Below are 17,407 nucleotides of genomic sequence, written 5' to 3'. Positions count from 1 at the left end.
TTCGGTGCATGTCGTACTCGCCGGCGGAGGAACCGCGGGCCACATCGAGCCCGCGCTCGCCCTCGCGGATGCCCTGCGCAGGCAGGATCCGTCCGTGGGCATCACGGCCCTGGGCACGGAACGCGGTCTCGAGACACGTCTGGTACCCGAGCGCGGGTACGAACTGGCGCTGATCCCCGCCGTGCCGCTGCCCCGCAAGCCCACCCCCGAGCTGATCACCGTCCCGGGCCGGCTGCGCGGCACCATCAAGGCGACCGAGCAGATCCTGGAACGCACCAAGGCGGACGCCGTGGTCGGCTTCGGCGGCTATGTCGCCCTGCCCGGCTACCTCGCCGCCAAGCGGCTCGGTGTGCCGATCATCGTCCACGAGGCCAACGCCCGCCCCGGTCTGGCCAACAAGATCGGCTCCCGGTACGCGGCCAGGGTCGCCGTCTCCACCCCGGACAGCAAGCTGCGCGACGCCCGCTACATCGGGATTCCGCTGCGCCGCTCCGTCGCCACCCTGGACCGGGCCGCCGTGCGGCCCGAGGCCCGTGCCGCGTTCGGGCTCGACCCCAACCTGCCCACGCTGCTGGTGTCCGGCGGCTCGCAGGGCGCCCGCCGGCTGAACGAGGTCGTCCAGCAGGTCGCGCCGTGGCTCCAGCAGGCCGGCATCCAGATCCTGCACGTGGTCGGCCCGAAGAACGAACTGCCCCAGGTGCAGCAGATGCCGGGAATGCCCCCCTACATCCCGGTAGGTTATGTGGACCGGATGGACCTCGCGTACGCCGCGGCCGACATGATGCTCTGCCGCGCGGGCGCGATGACCGTCGCCGAACTCTCCGCCGTCGGGCTCCCGGCCGCCTACGTCCCGCTGCCCATCGGCAACGGTGAACAGCGGCTGAACGCCCAGCCGGTGGTCAAGGCCGGCGGCGGACTTCTGGTCGACGACGCGGAACTGACGCCGGAGTGGGTCCAGCAGAACGTGCTGCCCGTCCTGGCCGACCCGCACCGGCTGTACGAGATGTCCCGCGCCGCCACCGAGTTCGGCCGCCGGGACGCCGACGACCTGCTCGTCGGCATGGTGTACGAGGCGATCGCCTCACGTCAGCGCTAGGGTCTTTCGTTTGGATCAGGCCGGATCAGGGAGCGGGGTCCGGTGCCGTGCGTCGCAAGGCGGAGGAGGGAGCCAGGGCCGAGCCCTGGGGACCGACGACAACGCGGCGAGGCGCGGTGCCGGGGCCCGCGAGCCCGGCCTGATCCAAACGACAGGCCTAGGACACCGGCGAGTGAGCCGAAGGGGCGCGGCGGTGCCGGCAGGCCGAGCGTGCGAAGGCCCGAAGGGCTGAGCGCGGTCGGCCTGCCGGCACCGACCGCGGTGCCCCGGAGGCGAACCGCGCCGCGGGAAAGGGAGTGCTGTGGCCGGATCGACCACCGCCGAGCGCGGTGAACGCCGGCGGGAGCCGTCCGGGCCGCCGCCGGCGCGGCGGCGGTTGAGGCGGAGACACCTTCGTCTGATCGTCGTCCTGGCGGTCGCCCTGGTCTTCCTCGGCAGCGGCACGTTCTGGCTGCTGTACGGGTCCGATCTGGCCCGGGTGGAGCGGGTGTCCGTGTCCGGCACCCGGGTCCTGACCCCCGGGGAAGTGCGTGAGATCGCCGATGTCCCCGTCGGGGACCAGATGGTCGCGGTGGACACGGACGCGATCGCCGCACGGCTCCGCGATGAATTGCCCCGAATCGGCGCAGTTGACGTGGTCCGTTCCTGGCTGCACGAAATAGAGCTGAATATCACCGAGCGCACGCCGGTTCTCGTGGTCGAAAAAGGCGGGGAGTTCACCGAGATCGACGGCGAAGGTGTCCGATACGCCACGGTTTCCCGAGCGCCCGAAGGTGTTCCCCGGCTGGAATTGAGCGTGCGCCGGAGTGATACCACGGCCGCGAGTCTGCGCCGCTTCGGCGAGGGCCGACTGGTGCGCGAAGCGGTACGGGTCGCCCGTGATGTGCCGGACGCCGTCATCCGCGCGACGCGGAGCGTCAAGGTCCGTTCCTATGACGACATCTCGCTGGAACTGGCGGACGGCAGGGCGATCGCCTGGGGGAGCGGTGAGAATGGTGCCGCGAAGGGCCGTGCCCTCACCGCTCTGCTGAAAGCGGCGCCGGACGCACGGCACTTCGATGTGAGTGTTCCCACCGCTCCCGCGTCATCGGGGAGTTGACGCATATCAGTGCAGGCCAGACCCCTGGTTGGGTGGTGCCACGGCTGATCACATAGGGTGAAAAGAAAAACGGGAGGTTCGGCGTGTTCGTTGAACGCGCGCCACTTGTCGACTTACTGTCCTGTTCAGAAGACTCCAGGGAACAGGCACACTGGTAACCCTAAACTTCAACGTTAGGGTTCGGGTCGGCGATACGGACCGTCCCACATCGGCATCAGTCGTCGAACCGCGGCACGGCCGTGAGTCGGCGACACGTAACTCGAGGCGAGAGGCCTTCGACGTGGCAGCACCGCAGAACTACCTCGCAGTCATCAAAGTCATCGGTGTCGGCGGCGGTGGTGTCAATGCCATCAACCGGATGATCGAGGTCGGTCTCAAGGGCGTCGAGTTCATCGCCATCAACACCGACGCGCAAGCCCTGTTGATGAGCGACGCCGACGTCAAGCTCGACGTCGGCCGTGAACTCACCCGCGGACTCGGCGCCGGAGCCAACCCGGCCGTCGGCCGCAAGGCGGCCGAGGACCACCGCGAGGAGATCGAGGAGGTCCTCAAGGGGGCCGACATGGTCTTCGTGACGGCCGGCGAGGGCGGCGGCACCGGCACCGGCGGCGCCCCCGTGGTGGCCAACATCGCCCGCTCGCTCGGCGCTCTCACCATCGGCGTGGTCACCCGCCCGTTCACCTTCGAGGGCCGGCGCCGCGCCAACCAGGCGGAGGACGGCATCGCCGAGCTCCGCGAAGAGGTCGACACCCTCATCGTCATCCCCAACGACCGGCTGCTGTCCATCTCGGACCGCCAGGTCTCGGTCCTGGACGCCTTCAAGTCGGCGGACCAGGTCCTGCTCTCCGGTGTCCAGGGCATCACCGACCTCATCACCACCCCCGGCCTGATCAACCTCGACTTCGCCGACGTCAAGTCGGTCATGTCCGAGGCCGGGTCGGCCCTCATGGGCATCGGCTCGGCCCGCGGCGACGACCGCGCGGTGGCCGCCGCCGAGATGGCGATCTCCTCCCCGCTGCTGGAAGCCTCCATCGACGGCGCCAGGGGCGTCCTGCTGTCCATCTCCGGCGGCAGCGACCTCGGTCTGTTCGAGATCAACGAGGCCGCCCAGCTGGTGAGCGAGGCGGCCCACCCCGAAGCCAACATCATCTTCGGCGCGGTGATCGACGACGCCCTCGGCGACGAGGTCCGGGTCACGGTGATCGCGGCCGGCTTCGACGGCGGCCAGCCGCCCTCGAAGCGGGACAACGTCCTCGGCTCGTCCTCGGCCAAGCGCGAGGAGCCCGCCCCCGCGCGGCAGCCCGAGAGCCGTCCGTCCTTCGGCTCCCTGGGCAGTGTCACGCCCAAGGAGGAGCCGGAGCAGGCCCCCGAGCCGGTCAGCGACATCCCGATCGCCCAGCCGCCCGTCCCGCCGTCCCGCACCTACGCGGACAGCGCGGCCGAGGAACTGGACGTACCGGACTTCCTCAAGTGATAGGACAGCGTGAAAGCGTGCGCGGCGCGCACTTCGCCTTCACCGACCGGTGGGGCGGGGTGAGCGCCGCTCCGTATGCGGAGCTCAACCTCGGCGGGGCGGTCGGCGACGACTCCGGCGCGGTGCGCGCCAACCGCGAACTGGCCGCGAAGTCCCTTGCCCTCGACCCGGACCGGGTGGTCTGGATGAACCAGGTGCACGGAGCCGACGCGGTCGTGGTCGACGGGCCGTGGGGCGACCGTCCCGTTCCCGAGGTCGACGCCGTGGTCACCGCGCGGCGGGGCCTCGCCCTCGCCGTACTCACCGCCGACTGCGTCCCGGTACTGCTCGCCGACCCCGTCGCCGGTGTCGCCGCGGCGGCCCACGCGGGCCGGCCCGGCCTGGTCGCGGGGGTGGTCCCCGCCGCCGTGCGGGCCATGACGGAACTCGGCGCCGACCCGGCCCGCATCGTCGCCCGCACCGGCCCCGCCGTCTGCGGCCGGTGCTACGAGGTGCCGTCGCAGATGCGCGCCGAGGTGGCCGCCGTCGAGCCGGCGGCGTATGCCGAGACGAGTCGGGGTACGCCGGCGGTCGATGTGGCCGGAGGTGTGCACGCCCAGCTCGAACGGCTCGGGGTGGGTGACCGGGAGCGGTCGTCGGTGTGCACGCTGGAGTCGGACGATCACTTCTCGTACCGGCGGGACCGCACCACCGGGCGGCTCGCGGGCTATGTATGGCTGGACTGATGGGGTATGACGGAACGTAGGGAAGAACTCGCCGCGAATCTCGCGGATGTGGAGGAGCGGATCACCGCCGCGTGCGCGGCCGCCGGACGCGGGCGGGAGGAAGTGACCCTGATCGTGGTCACCAAGACCTTCCCCGCGAGCGATGTGCGGATCCTGTCGGAGCTCGGTGTGCGTCATGTCGCCGAGAACCGCGACCAGGACGCCGCCCCGAAAGCCGCCGCATGTGCCGATCTGCCCCTTCGGTGGCACTTTGTCGGGCAGCTTCAGACCAACAAGGTGCGGTCTGTGGCGGGTTATGCCGATTTCGTGCAGTCCGTCGATCGTTCCCGACTGGTCACGGCGCTCTCGAAGGAGGCCGTGCGCAACGGGCGCGAACTGGGCTGCCTCATCCAGGTCGCGCTCGACGCGGATGAGCCCGCGGCGGGAGGGGGCCGGGGGGAGCGCGGCGGCGTGGCACCGGACGGCGTCGCGGAACTGGCCCGTCTCGTCGCCGGGGCCGAAGGTCTGCGGCTGGACGGGCTGATGACCGTCGCTCCGCTCACCGGGGAGTACGCCGGGCGCCAACAGGCGGCGTTCGAGCGCTTGATGGATTTGTCGACCGACCTGCGCGCGGCCCATCCTGCTGCGAACATGGTCTCCGCGGGGATGAGTGCGGATCTCGAACAGGCTGTTGCGGCCGGAGCGACACATGTGCGTGTAGGCAGTGCGGTACTCGGAGTCCGCCCCCGGCTCGGGTAACGTCGCCAGGAAGTCGGACCACAGCAGAAAATATGGTCATTGCCGCTGATCGGGCGGACTTGAGGACCTTGTGGATCGCGGGCACTTGGCGGTCGTCAGCGGATCCACCACAGAGCGGAGGGCACGGAGAATGGCCGGCGCGATGCGCAAGATGGCGGTCTACCTCGGCCTCGTGGAGGACGATGGGTACGACGGCCGCGGATTTGACCCAGACGACGACTTCGAACCCGAACTCGACCCGGAGCCCGAGCGGGACCACCGGCGGCACGAGCCGTCGCACCAGTCGCACGGCGCACATGGGGCACACCAACTCCAAAGGGGCGAAGAGGTGCGAGTCGCCCCTTCGCCCCCGCTTCGCGAGCCGGTCGCCCGGTCCGCTTCGCTTCCCGCTGAATCGGCACGCCCGGCGCGCATCGCGCCCGTGGCATCCATCACACAAGAACGCGCCAGCCTGGAGAAGAACGCACCGGTGATCATGCCCAAGGTCGTGTCGGAACGAGAGCCTTACCGGATCACCACACTTCACCCGCGGACCTACAACGAGGCCCGTACCATCGGGGAACACTTCCGTGAAGGCACGCCGGTGATCATGAATTTGACCGAGATGGACGACACGGACGCCAAGCGACTTGTCGACTTTGCGGCCGGTTTGGTGTTTGGTCTTCACGGCAGCATCGAGCGGGTGACGCAGAAGGTGTTCCTGCTGTCTCCTGCTAACGTCGATGTCACGGCGGAGGACAAGGCCCGTATCGCAGAGGGCGGGTTCTTCAACCAGAGCTGAGACGCAGGACCGGACAGACGCAGGACACAGGGGAGAGGGACAACCAGACCATGAGCGTGTTCGCGCAGGTGATCTACATCGCGCTGATGGTGTTCCTCATCGTGCTCATCTTCCGTCTGGTCATGGACTATGTCTTCCAGTTCGCCCGCTCGTGGCAACCCGGCAAGGCGATGGTGGTCGTCCTGGAGGCCACCTACACTGTCACCGATCCACCGCTGAAGCTTCTGCGGCGGGTCATCCCGCCGCTGCGTCTCGGGGGCGTGGCGCTCGACCTGTCCTTCTTCGTACTGATGATCATCGTCTACATCCTGATCTCCCTCGTGGGCAGTGCGCTGAGGTGACTGTGGACGACATGGGCCTGCCGACTGCCGATGACTACGTTGAGGTGAAGAGATGCCGTTGACCCCCGAGGACGTGCGGAACAAGCAGTTCACGACCGTCCGCCTCCGAGAAGGCTATGACGAGGACGAGGTCGATGCCTTCCTCGATGAGGTCGAAGCCGAACTGACGCGCCTGCTCCGAGAGAACGAGGACCTGCGCGCCAAACTGGCCGCGGCCACGCGCGCTGCTGCCCAGAACCAGCAGAACATGCGCAAGCCTCCGGAACCGCAGGACCAGCAGCAGCAACAGCAGGGGCCGCCCCAGGGCATGCCCCAGCAGGGCATGCGAGGTCCCGGCGGTCCGGTGCCCGCCGGCATATCGGGCCCGCCGCAGCAGCAGATGGGTGGCCCCATGGGTGGTCCGCCCCAGCTGCCGAGCGGTGCGCCGCAGCTGCCCGCCGGCCCCGGCGGTCAGGGCGGTCCGCAGGGTCCCGGCCAGATGGGTCAGGGTCCCGGTCCCATGGGCCAGGGCGGCCCGATGCAGGGGCAGATGGGCCAGGGCGGTCCCATGGGCCAGGGCGGTCCCATGGGCCAGGGTGGCCCGATGCAGGGGCAGATGGGCCAGGGCGGTCCGATGCAGGGCCAGATGCAGGGACAGATGGGCCACGGCGGCCCCATGGGCGGCCCCGGTGGCCCCATGGGCGGTCCTCCCGGCCTCCCGGGACAGCAGGGCGGCCCCGGCGGCGACAGTGCGGCCCGTGTGCTCTCGCTGGCCCAGCAGACCGCCGACCAGGCGATCGCCGAGGCCCGTTCCGAGGCCAACAAGATCGTCGGCGAGGCGCGTTCGCGTGCCGAGGGCCTCGAGCGGGACGCCCGCTCCAAGGCGGACGCCCTGGAGCGGGACGCGCAGGAGAAGCACCGCGTCGCGATGGGCTCCCTGGAGTCCGCCCGCGCCACGCTGGAGCGCAAGGTCGAGGACCTGCGCGGCTTCGAGCGCGAGTACCGCACGCGGCTGAAGTCCTACCTGGAGTCGCAGCTGCGTCAGCTGGAGACCCAGGCGGACGACTCGCTCGCCCCGCCGCGTCAGCCCGCCGCTCCGTCGCTGCCGCCGTCCCCGGCGCCCTCGATGGCTCCGGCCGGTGCCGGTGCGCCGTCCTACGGCGGGGGCCAGCAGATGGGCGGCCCCGGCCAGTCCGGCCCGTCCTACGGCGGTGGCCAGCAGCAGATGCAGCCGGCGATGACCCAGCCCATGGCGCCGGTGCGTCCGCAGGGGCCGTCGCCGATGGGTCAGGCGCCCTCGCCGATGCGCGGGTTCCTGATCGACGAGGACGACAACTGACGGCCTGATGGCCATGAGTACGGCGTAGCGGCCGACAGCGTTCAGGGCGGGGCCCCGGGTTCGAGAACCCGGGGCCCCGCCCTTGTGCTACGCGCGTTGGGGCCCTTTCGCGGTGGTTGTGGTGGTTGCGGCGGTTGTTCGAGGTGCGGGGCAGTTGTCCGTAGGACGCAATGCCGAAGGGCCCGGGTCCGCCGAACTTTTTCGGCGGACCCGGGCCCTTCGGCATTGCGGGTGGCGCGGGGTGCGCCGGTGGTTCTACCCCTTGGACCTCACACCTTGCGGAGGCGGAACGTCAGGGACAGGCCCTCATCGGTGAACGGCTGACCGTAAGTGTCGTCGGCCTCATCCCGGGCACTGTGCTCATTCACGAAGGCCACGGCGAGGACTTCATCGGCGATGAGACCGGCGTGCTCGGTCAGGGCCGCGACGGTGGCGTCCTCCGTCGACGTCCAGCGCAGGGCGATCCGGTCGGCCACGTCGAGGCCGCTGTTCTTGCGGGCCTCCTGGATCAGCCGGATCGCGTCCCGGGCCAGACCGGCGCGGCGCAGCTCCTCGGTGATCTCCAGGTCCAGGGCGACCGTGGCGCCGGCGTCGGAGGCCACCGACCAGCCCTCCCGCGGGGTCTCCGTGATGATCACCTCGTCCGGGGCGAGGGCGACCGTCTCACCGTCGACCTCCACGGAGGCGGTGCCCTCGCGCAGTGCCAGGGACAGCGCGGCGGCGTCCGCGCCGGCGACGGCCTTGGCGACGTCCTGGACGCGCTTGCCGAACCGCTTGCCCAGCGCACGGAAGTTGGCCTTGGCCGTCGTGTCCACCAGCGAGCCGCCCACCTCGGACAGGGACGCCAGGGACTCGACGTTCAGCTCCTCGGTGATCTGCTGGTGCAGCTCCGGGTGGAGGGCGCCGAAGCCGCTCGCCGCGATCAGGGCGCGCTTGAGCGGCTGGCGGGTCTTGACGCCCGACTCCGCGCGGGTGGCCCGTCCCAGCTCCACCAGGCGGCGCACCAGCACCATCTGCTTCGACAGCTCCGGGTCGATCGCCGTCAGGTCGGCCTCGGGCCAGGAGGACAGGTGGACGGACTCCGGGGCGTCCGGGGTGACCGGCACGACCAGGTCCTGCCAGACCCGCTCGGTGATGAACGGGGTCAGCGGGGCCATCAGCTGGGTGACCGTCCCGACGACCTCGTGCAGGGTGCGCAGTGCGGCCTTGTCGCCCTGCCAGAAGCGGCGCCGGGAGCGGCGGACGTACCAGTTGGACAGGTCGTCGACGAACGCGGACAGCAGCTTGCCGGCGCGCTGGGTGTCGTAGCTGTCCAGTGCCCGGGTCACCTGGTCGGTGAGCGCGTGCAGCTCGGAGAGCAGCCAGCGGTCCAGCAGCGGGCGGGCGGCGGGCGCCGGGTCGGCCTCGGACGGGGCCCAGCCGGACGTACGGGCGTACAGCGCCTGGAAGGCGACGGTGTTCCAGTAGGTCAGGAGCGTCTTGCGGACGACCTCCTGGATGGTGCCGTGGCCCACCCGGCGGGCCGCCCACGGGGAACCGCCGGCCGCCATGAACCAGCGGACCGCGTCCGCGCCGTGCTGGTCCATCAGCGGGACCGGGTCCAGGGTGTTGCCCAGGTGCTTGGACATCTTGCGGCCGTCCTCGGCGAGGATGTGGCCGAGGCAGACGACGTTCTCGTACGAGGACTTGTCGAAGACCAGGGTGCCGACCGCCATCAGCGTGTAGAACCAGCCGCGGGTCTGGTCGATGGCCTCGCAGATGAACTGTGCCGGGTACCGGCTCTCGAACAGTTCCTTGTTCTTGTGCGGGTAGCCCCACTGCGCGAACGGCATCGAACCCGAGTCGTACCAGGCGTCGATGACCTCGGGCACGCGGGTGGCCGTCTTCCCGCAGCCGTCCTGCGGGCAGGCGAAGGTGACCGCGTCGATGAACGGGCGGTGCGGGTCGAGGCCCGACTGGTCGGTGCCGGTCAGCCCGGTCAGCTCGGCGAGCGAGCCGACGCAGGTGAGGTGGTCGTCCTCGCAGCGCCAGATCGGCAGCGGGGTGCCCCAGTAGCGGTTGCGGGAGAGCGCCCAGTCGATGTTGTTGTTCAGCCAGTCGCCGTACCGGCCGTGCTTGACGGAGTCCGGGAACCAGTTGGTGCCCTCGTTCTCCTCGAGCAGGCGGTCCTTGACGGCCGTGGTGCGGATGTACCAGGAGGGCTGCGCGTAGTAGAGCAGCGCGGTGTGGCAGCGCCAGCAGTGCGGGTAGCTGTGCTCGTACGGGATGTGCTTGAACAGCAGGCCCCGGTCGCCCAGGTCCTCCGTCAGCTTCTCGTCGGCCTTCTTGAAGAACACGCCGCCGACCATCGGGACGTCCTCCTCGAAGGTGCCGTCCGGGCGGACCGGGTTCACCACGGGCAGGCCGTAGGAGCGGCAGACCCTGAGGTCGTCCTCACCGAAGGCGGGCGACTGGTGGACCAGACCGGTGCCGTCCTCGGTGGTGACGTAGTCGGCGTTGACCACATAGTGGGCCGGCTCGGGGAACGCGACGAGCTCGAAGGGGCGCTGGTAGGTCCAGCGCTCCATCTCGGCGCCGGTGAAGGTCTCGCCGGTGGTCTCCCAGCCCTCGCCGAGGGCCTTGGCCACCAGCGGCTCGGCGACGACGACCTTCTCCTCACCGTTCGTCGCGACGACGTAGGCGACCTCGGGGTGCGCGGCGACCGCGGTGTTGGACACCAGTGTCCACGGCGTGGTCGTCCACACCAGGAGCGAGGCCTCGCCGGCCAGCGGGCCGGAGGTGAGGGGGAAGCGGACGTAGACGGACGGGTCGACGATCGTCTCGTAGCCCTGCGCCAGCTCGTGGTCGGACAGGCCGGTGCCGCAGCGGGGGCACCAGGGGGCGACGCGGTGGTCCTGGACCAGCAGGTCCTTGGTGAAGATCTCCTTCAGCGACCACCAGACGGACTCGATGTACTCCGGGTCCATCGTGCGGTACGGGTCCTGGAGGTCGGCCCAGTAACCCATGCGGGTCGTGAGCTCTTCGAAGGCGTCGGTGTGGCGGGTCACCGATTCGCGGCACTTGGCGTTGAACTCGGCGATTCCGTACGCCTCGATGTCCTGCTTGCCGGAGAAGCCGAGCTCCTTCTCCACCGCCAGTTCCACCGGGAGGCCGTGGCAGTCCCAGCCGGCCTTGCGGCCCACGTGGTAGCCGCGCATGGTGCGGAAGCGGGGGAAGACGTCCTTGAAGACGCGCGCCTCGATGTGGTGGGCGCCCGGCATGCCGTTGGCGGTGGGCGGGCCCTCGTAGAACACCCACTCGGGGCGGCCCTCGGACTGCTCCAGGCTCTTGGCGAAGATCTTCTGTTCCTGCCAGAAGTCGAGCACCGCGTGCTCGAGAGCGGGCAGGTCGACCTGGGCGGGCACCTGTCGGTACGTCGGCGTTGTCATCAGCGGGCTTCCTCCGGCGGACTTGCTGCCTTCCGTCCGGAGGGACGAGAGCTGTGTCGATCCCTGCGCCACCGTCGGCGCGCTCCCGCGGTACCACCCTCCTTGGCTCCCCGGTGCGTCGTGTGCGCCGGTGAACCCCCTCATTGGGGTCGCGATGCCGGTTCTACTCGCCGCTGCTGTCGGGCTGCGGCTTTCCTCCGGCGGCTCCGGGGTGATCTTCGCGTCGCGCTCGCCCCCGGGCTCACACCGTCCCCGGGTCGCTCTGGGCTGCGTACGCCGCTACTCGTCCCCATCCACGCTTTTCGCTCCGCCCAGTGTACGGCGCGGAGCGGACAGCGGCTGACCGGTTGTTCCGTGGACGGCGAGCGGGGGCCGGGCAGGGTTCGCGCATATGCCTCACGAGTCGCCGATAGGGGTACATACCGCCGAATGGGGCGGTACGGGTGTTCGGATTCCGCGACGTCCGACTTGGTGGCATACCCGGCGGGGAGCTGGGCACAACGCATGAAGGTCCGCCGCGCGGCGTCCGCGGGGCGGGCGAATCGGGCGGTGCGCCCCGTTGCCGCGGGACCCGAGTCGATTTATCGTCCCAGAACGATGCGCGCGCAAGATCACAGTATGTGAAAAGGGGCCGCGGCCATGGTGGCGAAGAAGACCGCCGTACAGCAGTCGGCGTCCGGCAGGGCCGTGCCCGCCGAGGAGTCCCGGGAGGACGCGAAGGCGACGGCGCATGCGGGGAAGGCGGCTGCGAAGCAGTCGGCCGGGAAGGCCGGATCCGGGAAGGCCGGGACGGGAAGGAACACGGCGGGAAAGACCGGGACCGGGAAGGCCGCCCCCGCCCCCGCGAAGGCGGAGAAGGGAACGGCGGCCTCCGGAGCCGCGCGCTCGAAGGCGACGGCTTCCAGGGCCGTCACGGCCAGGAGTTCCCGGAAGAAGGCGGCGGCCCGGGGAACGGAGGCCGGTGCCGGGCGGGGCGCCGCGCGTGAGGGCGGCACGGGCGGGGGCGGCGGTACGAGGGAAAGCACCACCAGGACCAGCGGGGGCACACAGGACACGGCCGGGCACGGCACGGCCACTGACACGGGCGCGGTCGAGGCCGCGACGCAGACGGGAGCGACAACGGTGGGTGCTGAGAAGACTCCTGGCACGGCGACGGCGGCGAAGACCGCCGTGCCCAAGGCGCGGCTCGCAGCAGTGGAGCCCGGCGACCTCGCGGTGCGTCCGGGAGAGGAGCCCTGGACACCGGAGGAGGTCGAGGACGCACGGGCCGAGTTGACGACCGAGGTGCTGCGGCTGAGCGAGGAGATCGCCTCGTCCGAACGGTCGCTGGCCGGCCTGATGCGGGACTCCGGGGACGGGGCGGGTGACGACCAGGCCGACACCGGCACGAAGAACACCACGCGCGAGCACGAACTGGCGCTCGCCGCCAACGCACGCGAGATGCTCACCCAGTACGAGCGCGCCCTGCAGCGGCTGGAGGCCGGCACCTACGGCCTGTGCGAGAGCTGCGGCAACCCCATCGGCAAGGCCCGGATGCAGGCCTTCCCCCGGGCCACGCTGTGCGTCGAGTGCAAGCAGAAGCAGGAGCGCCGGTACTGAGCACCCTCGTACGCCGCCTGAGCACGAGGGTCGCGCGGGGTGTGCCGTACCCTCGTCCTCAGTCAGGTACCTAGCTTGAGGGACTCACGTGGCAGAGGCGGAGCGCATCATCGGTACGCCGGAAACCCCGGACGCGGACCGGGGCGGGCAGGACCGGACCGGGCTCGACCGGGCCGATGCCCAGGCCGCGGAGGCGGCGGCCGGAGCACCCCGCGGCAAGCGGCGCGTGGCCGTGCTGTTCGCCGTCGCCGTCGTCGCCTACGCCCTCGACCTGATCAGCAAGATGATCGTGGTCGCCGAGCTGGAGCACCACGAGCCCATCGAGATCGTCGGCGACTGGCTGAGGTTCGAGGCGATCCGCAACGCGGGCGCGGCCTTCGGCTTCGGCGAGGCCTTCACCGTGATCTTCACGGTGATCGCGGCGGCGGTGATCGTGGTGATCGTCCGGCTGGCCCGCAAGCTGTACAGCCTGCCCTGGGCGATCGCGCTGGGCCTGCTGCTCGGCGGTGCCCTCGGCAACCTCACGGACAGGATCTTCCGCTCCCCGGGCGTCTTCCGGGGCGCGGTCGTCGACTTCATCGCGCCCAAGGGCTTCGCCGTCTTCAACCTGGCGGATTCGGCGATCGTCTGCGGCGGCATCCTGATCGTCCTGCTGTCCTTCCGGGGCCTCGACCCGGACGGGACCGTCCACAAGGACTGAGCAGGGCCGAGAGCGCGGGTACGGGGTTGCCGGACCGGTCCGGCATACTCGACGGGTGAGCACGATTCCCGAGATTCGAACCCTGCCCGTGCCCGACGGCTTGGAGGGCGAGCGCGTCGACGCCGCCATCTCCCGCATGTTCGGCTTCTCCCGGACCAAGGCGGCCGAACTCGCCACCTCGGGGAAGGTCACGGTCGACGGATCGGTGGTCGGCAAGTCGGAGCGGGTGAGCGGGGGCGCCTGGCTCGAGGTGGAGATGCCGCAGGCGCCCGCCCCGGTGCAGGTGGTCGCCGAGCCCGTCGAGGGCATGGAGATCGTGCACGACGACGACGACGTGGTCGTGATCGCCAAGCCGGTCGGGGTCGCCGCCCACCCCTCGCCGGGCTGGACCGGACCGACAGTGATCGGCGGCCTCGCCGCCGCCGGGTACCGCATCTCGACCTCCGGCGCCGCCGAGCGCCAGGGCATCGTGCACCGTCTCGACGTCGGCACCTCCGGTCTCATGGTGGTCGCCAAGTCGGAGTACGCGTACACGTCGCTGAAGCGCCAGTTCAAGGAGCGCACGGTCGACAAGCGCTACCACACCCTGGTCCAGGGCCACCCCGACCCGACCAGCGGCACCATCGACGCACCCATCGGCCGGCATCCGCACCACGACTACAAGTGGGCGGTCACCGCCGAGGGCAAGCCCTCCGTCACGCACTACGACCTGGTCGAGGCCTTCCGGTCCGCCTCGCTCCTTGACGTCAAGCTGGAGACCGGCCGCACCCACCAGATCCGCGTCCACATGGCCGCCCACCGGCACCCCTGCGTCGGCGACCTGACCTACGGCGCCGACCCCACGCTCGCCAAGCGGCTCCGCCTCACCCGTCAGTGGCTGCACGCCGTGCGGCTCGGCTTCGAGCACCCCGGGGACGGCCTGTGGGCGGAGTTCACCAGCGACTACCCCGAGGACCTGAGCCAGGCGCTCGACCTGGTCCGGGAGGAGACCTACGCGTGAGCACCCCGCACGTGGTCCGCGAGGCGGTGGAACCCGGCGACCGGGAGGCGTGCTTCGCGGTGCGCAAGGAGGTCTTCGTCGCCGAGCAGGGCGTGCCCGAGGACCTGGAGTACGACGCGTACGACGCCGGCGCCGTGCAGGTGCTCGCGATCGGTGAGGACGGCGAGGCGCTCGGCACCGGGCGGCTGCTGCACGGCGGGGCCGCCGCGGCGAAGACCGGCGGTGACGCTTCGGTCGGGTCCCTGGGACGGCTCGCGGTGACGCGCCGGGCGCGGGGGCTCGGCATCGGGGCCGCCCTGGTCCGGGGTATCGAGGAGGCGGCCCGCGCCCGCGGCCTCACCGCCGTCGACCTGCACGCGCAGACCCATGCCCTGGGGTTCTACGAGCGGCTGGGGTACGTGGCGTACGGACCGGAGTTCCCGGACGCGGGGATGCCCCACCGGGCCATGCGGCGCGCCCTGTGACCGGACGGGACAGGTAGCGGACGGCGCGGGGCGGCCCGGGGGTCCGGCAGCCGGACCGCATCGAGGCAGGCCGGTCACGGCGGCCGTACGCACCTCGGCCGGCCGGGCTCCGCACGCATGAGCGTTCCGGTTCCGGCACGTGGGGCGACCAGGGGCGCCGAACGCGTGGCGCCGAACGGTCGGCGCCGCACGCCCGGCGCGGGGCGTCGGCGTGGCAGGCTGGACGCCCCGTCGTCCGACCGCCGAGCCGTCCGGAGCACCGACCGTGGACCAGCTGGCCCTGATGTTCGCCCTGCTGCTCGGGGCCGTGGTGTGTGTTCCCCTGGGAGACCGGCTGGGGCTGCCGGCGCCGGTGCTGATGACGCTCCTCGGCATCGTCCTCGCACTCCTGGAGTTCGTCCCGAACGTGGACGTCCCGCCGGGCCTGATCCTGCCGCTGCTGCTACCGCCCCTGCTCTACGCCGCCGTCCGCCGGACGTCCTGGCGGCAGTTCGCGGCGAACGCGAGACCGATCCTCCTGCTCGCCGTGGCGCTGGTGTTCGTCACCACGCTGTGCGTGGCCGTCGTCGCCCACGCGATCGTGCCGGGCCTGCCGCCGGCCGCCGCGATCGCCCTCGGCGCGCTGGTCGCACCGCCCGACCCGGTCGCGGCGACCGCCGTCGCCGGGAAGCTGGGGCTGCCGCGCCGGCTGGTGTCGATCCTCGAGGGCGAGGGCTTGTTCAACGACGTCACCGCCATCGTCCTGTACCACGTGGCGATCGCCGCCGCCCTGAGCGGCACCTTCTCGCCCTGGGAGGCGGGCCTGGACCTGGTCCTGTCGGCCGTGGTGGCGGTCGCGGTCGGGCTCGCGCTCGGCTGGGGCGCCAACCGGCTGATGGACCTGCTCGGGGACGCGACCCTGCAGATCGCGCTGAGCCTGCTGGTGCCGTACTTCTCCTACGTCCTGGCCGAGGAACTGCACGGTTCGGGGGTGCTCGCGGTGCTCACCACCGCGCTGTTCCTCGTGGAGTACGCCACCGACGCCGACGACGTGATGACCCGGCTGGCCGGGCACGCCTTCTGGGACATCGTGGACACGCTCGTCATCGGCGTCGCGTTCGGGTTGGTCGGTCTCGAACTGCACAACGCGGTCGGGGCCGCGGCCGGCCACTGGGGCGAACTGCTCGGCTGGGCGGGGGCGATCGTGGGCGTGGTCGTCCTCGTCCGGCTGCTGTGGCTGCTGCCGGCGACCTGGCTGACGCGGCGGCTGCACGCCGCGCGGGACACCGGCGAGGACATCCCGGTGAGCTGGCGCGAGACCGTGGTGATGTGGTGGTCGGGGATGCGCGGGGTGGCCTCCGTCGCGCTGGCGCTGGCGATTCCGCTGGAGACCGACACCGGGGGCGACTTCCCGGCCCGGGGCGAGATCGTCTTCATCGCGTTCGGCGTGATCATGGCGACGCTGCTGGTCCAGGGGACGACCCTGCCGTGGCTGGTGAAACGGCTGGGGGTGCGGGCCGACACCAGGCGGGAGAAGGAACTCGAACGGGACCTCGCGCTGCGGGCGGCGCAGGCCGCGAGACACAGGCTGCGCGAGATCGAGGAGGCCGAGGAGCTCCCGGAGGAACTGGCCGAGCAGATGCTGCGCAGTGCCTTCGAGATCGGGGCGCGGATCAGCCCCGATGTCGTCGAGGAGGAGCGGCGGGAGGCGTACCGGCAGCGGGCGCGATGGGTCAGGGCGGCGCGGCGGATCCGGGGGGAGATGCTGAGTGCCGCACGGCACGAGGTGCTGGCGGCGCGGAGCGAGGCGGGGGCCGACCCCGAGGTGGTGGACCGGGTGCTGCGCCACCTCGATGTGCGCAGCATGCGGTGAGTTCGCTCCGCGGTGCGGCGTTCGGTCCGTAAGGTCGGGGCATGAGGCGCAACGTGGTGATCAGCGGGGGCGGTACGGGGATCGGGCTGGCGGCGGCACGGTTCTTCGCGGCCGACGGGGACCGGGTGCTGCTGCTCGGGCGGCGCGAGGACGTCCTGGAGCGGGCCGGGGCCGAGGTGCCGGGGGCCGAGGCGTATGCCGCGGACCTCGCCGATCCGGTCGCCGTGCGGGGTGTCGCCGACCACGTCGGCCGGGAGTTCGGAGCCGTCGACGTACTGATCCACAGTGCCGGCGGCAACGGCCTCCTCGAACGCCAGGCCGGGGCGGACGATCCGCTCGAAGCCGTCGCCCGCCACTGGACGGTCAACTTCCGGCTCAACCTGCTGACCGCCGTCCTGCTCACGGAGGCCCTGAAGGACCGGCTCGCCGAGCCCGGCGGGCGGGTGCTGTTCCTCAGCTCCATCGCCGCCTACCGGGGATCCGGGCAGATCGCGTACGCGGCGGCCAAGGCGGGGCTGCACCCGTACGCCCATGACCTCGCCCGGAAACTGGGGCCGCACGGGATCACGGTGAACGTGGTCGCGCCCGGCTACATCGAGGACACCGCGTTCTTCGGCGACGGCATCGACGAGAAGCGGCGGGCGGAGCTGGTCGCCGAGACCGCCGACGGGCGGGCCGGGACGCCCGGGGACGTGGCCGCCACCCTGCACTGGCTGGCCTCCCCGGGCGCCGGACACATCACCTCGCAGATCATCCAGGTCAACGGCGGTGCCGAACGCGGCCACTGAGGCG

The 17,407-nt window shown here is 71.2% G+C and carries 16 protein-coding genes; 14 read left to right on the top strand and 2 right to left on the bottom strand.

Features of this window, described 5'->3' with window-relative positions; genetic code table 11:
• Positions 1 to 4 precede the first annotated feature (4 nt).
• From murG to OHB56_RS11535, 8 genes are all read left to right on the top strand, one after another.
• Entirely contained in the window at positions 5 to 1,096 is a 1,092-nt protein-coding gene (murG, locus tag OHB56_RS11570; protein ID WP_326752182.1) for an undecaprenyldiphospho-muramoylpentapeptide beta-N-acetylglucosaminyltransferase, read from the top strand.
• A 301-nt stretch (positions 1,097 to 1,397) separates the two neighbouring features.
• Positions 1,398 to 2,195, top strand: coding sequence for a cell division protein FtsQ/DivIB (locus OHB56_RS11565; RefSeq protein WP_406353050.1), 798 nt, complete (start codon positions 1,398 to 1,400; stop codon positions 2,193 to 2,195).
• A 280-nt stretch (positions 2,196 to 2,475) separates the two neighbouring features.
• Complete coding sequence (ftsZ, locus tag OHB56_RS11560) at positions 2,476 to 3,669, top strand: cell division protein FtsZ (protein WP_055593381.1); 1,194 nt, start codon at positions 2,476 to 2,478, stop codon at positions 3,667 to 3,669.
• Positions 3,666 to 4,394, top strand: a complete 729-nt coding sequence (pgeF, locus tag OHB56_RS11555) for a peptidoglycan editing factor PgeF (RefSeq protein ID WP_406353048.1) — start codon at positions 3,666 to 3,668, stop codon at positions 4,392 to 4,394. The genes ftsZ and pgeF overlap by 4 nt, the downstream gene beginning before the upstream one ends.
• Positions 4,395 to 4,400: 6 nt before the next feature.
• Positions 4,401 to 5,132 (top strand): YggS family pyridoxal phosphate-dependent enzyme, encoded by a 732-nt coding sequence (locus OHB56_RS11550; protein WP_406353046.1) that lies wholly within the window; start codon positions 4,401 to 4,403, stop codon positions 5,130 to 5,132.
• A gap of 130 nt (positions 5,133 to 5,262) precedes the next feature.
• On the top strand, positions 5,263 to 5,913 hold the full coding sequence (locus OHB56_RS11545; RefSeq protein WP_326752178.1) for a cell division protein SepF: 651 nt from the start codon (positions 5,263 to 5,265) through the stop codon (positions 5,911 to 5,913).
• A 50-nt stretch (positions 5,914 to 5,963) separates the two neighbouring features.
• Entirely contained in the window at positions 5,964 to 6,254 is a 291-nt protein-coding gene (locus OHB56_RS11540) for a YggT family protein (protein WP_055593377.1), read from the top strand.
• 52 nt (positions 6,255 to 6,306) lie between these two features.
• Entirely contained in the window at positions 6,307 to 7,572 is a 1,266-nt protein-coding gene (locus tag OHB56_RS11535; RefSeq protein ID WP_406353044.1) for a DivIVA domain-containing protein, read from the top strand.
• 269 nt (positions 7,573 to 7,841) lie between these two features.
• Here the strand turns inward: OHB56_RS11535 and ileS are convergent, their stop codons facing one another.
• Positions 7,842 to 11,000 (bottom strand): isoleucine--tRNA ligase, encoded by a 3,159-nt coding sequence (ileS, locus tag OHB56_RS11530; protein ID WP_406353043.1) that lies wholly within the window; start codon positions 10,998 to 11,000, stop codon positions 7,842 to 7,844.
• Positions 11,001 to 11,611: 611 nt separating this feature from the next.
• The gene (locus OHB56_RS11525) at positions 11,612 to 12,055 is read right to left on the bottom strand and encodes a hypothetical protein (protein WP_406353041.1); all 444 of its coding nucleotides are present in this window, start codon (positions 12,053 to 12,055) and stop codon (positions 11,612 to 11,614) included.
• 67 nt (positions 12,056 to 12,122) lie between these two features.
• Between OHB56_RS11525 and OHB56_RS11520 the strand changes: the two genes are divergently transcribed.
• From OHB56_RS11520 to OHB56_RS11495, 6 genes are all read left to right on the top strand, one after another.
• Positions 12,123 to 12,599 carry a TraR/DksA family transcriptional regulator gene (locus OHB56_RS11520; protein ID WP_406353039.1) on the top strand — a complete coding sequence of 159 codons (477 nt, stop codon included), beginning with the start codon at positions 12,123 to 12,125 and terminating at the stop codon, positions 12,597 to 12,599.
• Between the two features lie 88 nt (positions 12,600 to 12,687).
• Positions 12,688 to 13,299 carry a signal peptidase II gene (gene lspA / locus OHB56_RS11515; RefSeq protein WP_326752174.1) on the top strand — a complete coding sequence of 204 codons (612 nt, stop codon included), beginning with the start codon at positions 12,688 to 12,690 and terminating at the stop codon, positions 13,297 to 13,299.
• A gap of 55 nt (positions 13,300 to 13,354) precedes the next feature.
• Complete coding sequence (locus OHB56_RS11510; protein WP_326752173.1) at positions 13,355 to 14,299, top strand: RluA family pseudouridine synthase; 945 nt, start codon at positions 13,355 to 13,357, stop codon at positions 14,297 to 14,299.
• Positions 14,296 to 14,763: a GNAT family N-acetyltransferase gene (locus OHB56_RS11505; protein ID WP_406353037.1), complete on the top strand. Its 468-nt coding sequence runs from the start codon at positions 14,296 to 14,298 to the stop codon at positions 14,761 to 14,763. The genes OHB56_RS11510 and OHB56_RS11505 overlap by 4 nt, the downstream gene beginning before the upstream one ends.
• Before the next feature lie 265 nt (positions 14,764 to 15,028).
• A complete protein-coding gene (locus OHB56_RS11500) occupies positions 15,029 to 16,615 on the top strand; it encodes a Na+/H+ antiporter (RefSeq protein ID WP_406353035.1) in 1,587 nt (528 codons plus the stop codon).
• 41 nt (positions 16,616 to 16,656) lie between these two features.
• On the top strand, positions 16,657 to 17,403 hold the full coding sequence (locus OHB56_RS11495; protein ID WP_326752170.1) for an SDR family oxidoreductase: 747 nt from the start codon (positions 16,657 to 16,659) through the stop codon (positions 17,401 to 17,403).
• Positions 17,404 to 17,407 lie beyond the last annotated feature (4 nt).

The organism is Streptomyces sp. NBC_01635 (genome assembly GCF_045209715.1).
GTDB lineage: Bacteria > Actinomycetota > Actinomycetes > Streptomycetales > Streptomycetaceae > Streptomyces > Streptomyces hirsutus.
Note: the sequence above shows the minus strand (reverse complement) of the source record. Positions and strands in the feature narration are given on the sequence as shown.